Below are 6326 nucleotides of genomic sequence, written 5' to 3' on the forward strand. Positions count from 1 at the left end.
TCAAGACCCTACATCAAGACTATTAATATGGATATGATAGTAGGCTTGCCTGGGGAAAATATTGAAGACATCAAAGATACTCTTAATAATTTTGAAAAACTTGCACCAGAAAATATTACGGTACACGCCCTAAGTTTTAAACGTGCTAGCCAGATGACTAAGCAACGCTCACGCTATCCGGTAGCGAGTGGGAGAGAAGCAGAACAGATGCTTGAGATAACTAAGGAATGGATGAAAAAAATAATTACTTTCCTTATTATCTATACAGGCAAAAAAATATTTTGGCAAATATGGAAAATATAGGATATTCAAAAGCTGGACATATTAATCTATATAATATTATAATAATGGAAGAAGTACAAAATATAATAGGAATAGGTTGGGGAGCAAGTAGTAAAATTATTGATAGGATAATAATATTCATTCAATACTAAATCCTAAAGACCCTGTTAGCTATGGAAATTATAGTAATCAAATAGATAAAAAATTAAAATTAATGCGTGAATATTTATAAAAGGAGGAAATTATGTTTATTAAAGATTTTGAAAATGCAATGCAGATAAATCAGTTTTTTTTAGTAAATAATGTTACTAAGGGAATAGCTACAAGTGGGAAACCCTATTTAACTCTTAGCTTAAAAGATAAGACTGGCAGTATAGAAGCAAAAATATGGGAAGTTAAAGAAGATGACTATGCAAACTTAAAATCTGGAATTTTAATTTATGTAGAGGGGATAGCCAATGAATACAGGGGAAAAATGCAACTAAAAATAAATTCTTATCGCCTAAAAACAGATAGTGATGAAGTTTATGTTGATGACTTTATTCAAGTAGCACCAATTCCTAAAGATACAATGATAGCAGAACTTAATACTTTTTTAAAACTTATAGACAATAAAAATTTAAAGGCTGTTACCATAGAACTTTTAAATAAATATAGAAAAGAATTTGTAACTTATCCTGCTGCCAAGTCTATGCATCATGATTTTTATTCTGGCTTAATTTATCACACTACTACCATGTTAAAAATAGCTCAGGCTCTTATAAATATTTATCCAAGTTTAAATAAAGACTTATTATACAGTGGAATAATCCTGCATGATTTAGGAAAAACTATTGAATTAAGTGGACCTATATCTACTAACTACACCATAGAGGGGGAACTGTTGGGGCATATCTGTACTATGAGTGACGAAGTCTCAAGAACAGCAGAAAAATTAGGCATAGAGGGTGAAGAAATTATTTTATTACGCCATCTTATCCTATCTCATCATGGCAAGTATGAATTTGGCTCTCCAAAATTACCTATGTTAAAAGAAGCGGAAATTTTGAATTTTATTGACAATATAGATGCTCGTATGCAAATGTTTGATAAAAATTTAGTAGATGTTACACCAGGAGAATTTTCGGATAGAATATTCGGTTTGGAAAATCGTCATTTTTATGTGCCAAAATTTGATAAAGAATAATTTTTTATGGCAAAGAAAATAACAAAATTTATAAATAAAAGTAATTAATCTTTTAGTAATAAGATTTTTGCTTCTATTTATTTTTATAGAAAAAATAATAAATTTTTCTTGATTTATTTTTTAAAAAATAGTAATATAGTTATTGGTTCGATTACGAACTATAATTTAAAAAAGGAGAAAAATTTTATGTTAAATCGAATTTTTAAATTACAAGAAAATAAGACAAATGTTTTAACGGAAGTATCATCAGGCTTTATTACATTTTTTTCAATGTCTTATATTATTGTAGTTAATCCAGCTATTTTATCAAGTGTAGGAGTTCCATTAGAAAGAGTTTTTACAGCTACGATACTTGCTATTTTAGTTGGTACTTTAATTATGGCACTTGGGGCTAACTATCCAATAGTTGTAGCACCAGGAATGGCTCTTAATTCTTATTTTGCTAGTGTTGTTGCCATTACTGGAGCAAATTATACAACAATTTTAGCAAGCTGTTTTATTTCAGGGGTAATATTTATTTTACTATCTGCTACAAAATTTAGGGAATCTCTGATTGATTCGATTCCGAACAATCTAAAACATGGGATCTCTGTTGCTATCGGTCTGTTTATTACCTTTATCGGACTTAAAAATTCAGGTATTATAGTAGCTAATAAGGCGACAATATTATCATTAGGAAAATTGAGTGAACCTATGGCTTACCTAACAGTTTTAGGAATAATAGTTATTCTAATTTTATTAGTTTTAGAAGTAAAAGGTGCTATTTTTATAGGAATGTTTGTGGTAGCTGTTGTAAGTTACTTTATGGGTATATTAAAAATTAATGGTATTTTTGGTCTTCCGAAATTTAATTTTTCTTTACTTTATAATCCTATAACTGAAAGTATTAATGTTTTTCAAATGGGTTTGTATGGTATAGTATTCGCCTTTTTAATGGTTACTCTATTTGATACAACAGGAACTATGATTGCAGTTGCTAACCAAGCAGGGCTTATAAAAGATGGGAAAATAGATCGTGTTAGAAATGTTCTTTTAGCTGATTCATTTGGAACAACAGTTGGTGCCTTATTCGGTTCGTCTCCAACAACTGCTTATATAGAATCATCATCAGGAGTGGCAAACGGTGGCCGTACTGGACTAACTTCATTTACAACAGCTATGTTAATTTTAATATCGGTATTTATATTCCCACTAGCTAGTAGTCTAGCGTCTGTTTCTGCTATTACATCACCTGCACTTATAATAATAGGTTCATTTATGATGGAAAACATAGCAAAAATAGAGTGGGGAGATATTACAGAATCATTCCCAGCTTTTGTAACCATCTTGGGTATTCCTTTAACTGGGTCTATCAATGACGGTATTGCATTTGGATTTATTTTCTATGTAGTTTTAAAACTTACTAAAAAACAGGTTAAGGACATTCATCCTTTAATGTATGTTTTTGCAATTTTATTCCTAATTCAACTAGTTTGGTTACACAGTTAGTAATCAATAAGTATTTAGAAAAAACAGAAAATTTATTTGTTAAGAAATAGCATTTTGCTAATAAAATAGAATTAAAAAATTTTTATTTAAGTATTATTATTATAAAACATATTTTACAAGATCCTTTAGAAAAAAGAGAACTATCAGTTCTCTTTTTTCTTTTTTCTCAATGGGATTGATAGAAAATTAATAAAAAATATTTAGTATAGATTTTCTTATCCACACTAAAAAAATTATTGATAGATATAGACTTTTAGTTTATATTAATAATATAAAAAAACTTGGTAGAAAAATTTGCCCAGTCAAGTTTTTTATATTTTTATGGTATTATCTCACCCAGCTTAACTAGCATCTAGAAAAATTATTTTTCTACTAATATTCAGTTTTTCTTTTTTTGAAATTTTTATATTTATATTACGAGCAAAGGTAAAAAGTTTAGTAAGTTCTTAACCAATAGCCTTGAAATCATCTAGTTTAATATTTATATGTTTTAAAATTCTCTTATAGAGATATCCAAATTGAATATGATTTTCTTTTTTATTAGTAGAAATTTATCAATAACTTTTTCCAGTTCCAATGACTTGTCCCGAATATTAGAAAAAGTAATTTTTGCCAAATCTTTATTTTTTATGGTTTCAAGTAATTCTAAAATAAATTTTTCTTTGTCCATAATTTCTCTTTTATTAATCTATTATAGCATTAATTAGGAATAAAAAAATAAAATAAATATGCAAATTCCTTTATTTTATATTATCATCTATTTATAGAAAAGTTTTCAAAAATATGTTACAATATTTTAATTGAAATTTTATTTTAGGATTGAGTTTTTGGAAAGTAAATTTTTTTTAAAACAAGATGATTATAGTAAAAAATTATATGTTGAATTACTTGAAGTTACTTGCTCCTTATCTAATTTATTTTCAGAAAGTAAAAGTCCATTTTTATATTATAGGGCGATGGAGAATATATTTTGCAAGTCGTTTAATGCTGATAATTTATCTAGGAGTGATGTTTCTGCTGATGCTGGGAAAAATGGTATCGGTATTGGTTTAAAGACATTTTTACAGAATAAAGGTAATACATTTCAAAAGATTGCCGAGTTTAATAAAGAATCATATTTACTTAGAGATTTGAAAGGCTTAGATTTAGTAAAAAAAGTTTCTGAAATGAGAAATGAAAGAATTAAATCAACTATGAGAATATGTAATTTGAACGAAATGATGTATCACTTAGTAACAAGAAGTGATAAATATATATATATTTTTGAAGAAGATATGGATTTAATTAATATAGATAATATTAAAGTAACATCACAAAGTAAAACGACAATTCATTTTACAGATATGATACATGAATATAGTTTTAGTTTATCAAAAAGTACATTATTAAAAAGATTTAATACTTGTAGAAATAATAAAATATTTGGTTTTAGCGTTGAAATATTAAAAGACCCATACAATTTTTTGCTATCTATTAAAAATAAAGATATAATTGAAGAAAATAGTGTAGATAAATTATATTTGAGTGATAATTCAGTTATAGATTATATAGTTTTACCTTTATATAGCACAAGAAATAATAGAGTAGAAGAGCGTTCAGGGCTTAATCAGTGGAATGCAAGAGGAAGAATTAGAAATTTGAATGAAGTTTATATTTCTATACCTAGTTGGATACATAAGAATAAAAAACAGTTCTTTAATTATAGTACTGAAGATAATAAAACAACCCCCTTTGATGTAAAATTACCAAATGGAAAAATTATTAGTATGAGAGTTGCACAACAAGGTGGAAAAGCATTGATGAGTAACCCTAATTCTGAACTTGGCAAATGGATTTTAAGGGATATTCTTGAGTTGAAAGAAGGAGAACTCGTTACTAGAGAAAAACTAGATATAATGGGCATAGATAGTATAAAATTATCAAAAATGAAAAATGGTATATATAATCTAGACTTTTTAAAGTTAGGTAGTTTCGAAGAATTTGAAGAAGAGTTTAGAAAGTAGACAGTATATAGATTTAAATTATAAAAACATAATAGTTTTATTTTTTGCAAAAGGAGATAAATATGAAAGTTGCAGGTCTTTTTGCAGGTGTTGGAGGAATAGAGTTAGGTTTTCAACAAGCTGGTTTTAAAATTGTTTGGTCTAATGAGTTTGATAATAAAGCAGCTGAAACTTTTAAATCTAATCACCATAGCAAAATCGTAATTGACGATATTCATAACATAAATACAAAAACTATTCCAGATGTTGACGTTATTGTAGGTGGATTTCCATGTCAAGCTTTTTCAATAGCTGGTTATCGAAAAGGTTTTGAAGATGAAAGAGGAGAAATATTTTTTCAGTTAGCTAGAGTTATAAAGGATAAATTACCAAGAGTAATATTCATAGAAAATGTTAAAAATTTATTGACGCATGATAAGGGAAATACTTATAAAGTTATAAAAGAAACATTGGAAAGTTATGGGTATAAATTAAAAACAATGATTCTTAATGCTTGCGAATACGGGAATATTCCACAAAATAGAGAAAGAATTTATATAATAGGTTTTAGAAAAAAAGATGATTTTAAAAATTTTAAGGATATTGAACCGCTACTATTAAGCACAAAAATAAGCGATATTATAAATTACAATGAAAAAGTTGATGATAAATTTTATTATAATGAAAATAATTGTAGTTTTTATGAAGTTTTAAAAGATGAGATAAAAAATGAAGATACTTTGTATCAATGGCGTAGAGTTTATGTTAGAGAAAATAAATCTAAACTATGTCCAACTTTAACAGCTAATATGGGAACAGGTGGGCATAATGTACCAATTATTTTAACTAAACATGGAATTAGAAAATTAACTCCAAAAGAATGTTTTTTATTTCAAGGTTACCCTAAAGATTATGTGTTACCATCTAATTTAGCACAAAGTCATTTATACAAACAAGCAGGAAACTCTGTTGTTGTTCCAGTCATAAAAAGGTTAGCTAATAATATAATGGAAGCAATAAAAATAACAGAGACTAAAAATATTTTATAAACGTAAGTAAATAATATGAAAAATTTTTATAGTGAAGACTAATAATTTATTATTGGTCTTATTTATTTTTAAAAAATTAAATATATTAAAGACGCAAATTACAATAGTAAGTTAGCCACCTCAGGCAAGTCATAAGGACATACATAATTAAATAATTTACGTGGATAACGATTTATCCATTGTTCAACAGCCGTTACTTCGTTAGGAGTAACGGTTGTTGTGCCTTTTGGGAACCATCGTCTAATCAATCGATTTGCATTTTCGTTACTACCTCGTTCATAAGAAGAAAACGGATGTGCGTAATAAATAGGACAAGTGATGGCTTCGTCTAGTCTTAAA

At 27.2% G+C, this 6326-nt stretch carries 8 protein-coding genes; 6 read left to right on the plus strand and 2 right to left on the minus strand.

All coding sequences use genetic code 11. The features are described from left to right. Positions 1–27 precede the first annotated feature (27 nt). The 4 genes from KMP12_RS05285 to KMP12_RS05300 all read left to right on the plus strand — a co-directional run bounded on the left by KMP12_RS05285 (position 28) and on the right by KMP12_RS05300 (position 2956). The gene (locus KMP12_RS05285; protein WP_215756698.1) at positions 28–303 is read left to right on the plus strand and encodes a hypothetical protein; all 276 of its coding nucleotides are present in this window, start codon (positions 28–30) and stop codon (positions 301–303) included. Beyond that, positions 291–434, plus strand: coding sequence for a hypothetical protein (locus KMP12_RS05290; RefSeq protein ID WP_215756699.1), 144 nt, complete (start codon positions 291–293; stop codon positions 432–434). The genes KMP12_RS05285 and KMP12_RS05290 overlap by 13 nt, the downstream gene beginning before the upstream one ends. 92 nt (positions 435–526) lie before the next feature. Next, complete coding sequence (locus KMP12_RS05295; protein ID WP_215756700.1) at positions 527–1468, plus strand: HD domain-containing protein; 942 nt, start codon at positions 527–529, stop codon at positions 1466–1468. A gap of 186 nt (positions 1469–1654) precedes the next feature. Then, complete coding sequence (locus KMP12_RS05300) at positions 1655–2956, plus strand: NCS2 family permease (RefSeq protein WP_252344714.1); 1302 nt, start codon at positions 1655–1657, stop codon at positions 2954–2956. Between the two features lie 490 nt (positions 2957–3446). On the opposite strand, the gene KMP12_RS05305 is transcribed toward KMP12_RS05300, so the two are convergent. Continuing rightward, on the minus strand, positions 3447–3626 hold the full coding sequence (locus tag KMP12_RS05305; RefSeq protein ID WP_215756701.1) for a hypothetical protein: 180 nt from the start codon (positions 3624–3626) through the stop codon (positions 3447–3449). Positions 3627–3783: 157 nt separating this feature from the next. Between KMP12_RS05305 and KMP12_RS05310 the strand changes: the two genes are divergently transcribed. Continuing rightward, positions 3784–4959, plus strand: a complete 1176-nt coding sequence (locus tag KMP12_RS05310; RefSeq protein WP_215756702.1) for a phospholipase D-like domain-containing protein — start codon at positions 3784–3786, stop codon at positions 4957–4959. Positions 4960–5021: 62 nt separating this feature from the next. After that, the gene (locus KMP12_RS05315; protein ID WP_215756703.1) at positions 5022–5987 is read left to right on the plus strand and encodes a DNA cytosine methyltransferase; all 966 of its coding nucleotides are present in this window, start codon (positions 5022–5024) and stop codon (positions 5985–5987) included. Positions 5988–6085: 98 nt separating this feature from the next. On the opposite strand, the gene KMP12_RS07610 is transcribed toward KMP12_RS05315, so the two are convergent. Next, the coding region (locus KMP12_RS07610; protein ID WP_371821672.1) for a transposase at positions 6086–6326 on the minus strand (241 nt) is incomplete at its 5' end.

It is taken from the genome of Gemella sp. zg-1178, assembly GCF_018790995.1.
GTDB lineage: Bacteria > Bacillota > Bacilli > Staphylococcales > Gemellaceae > Gemelliphila.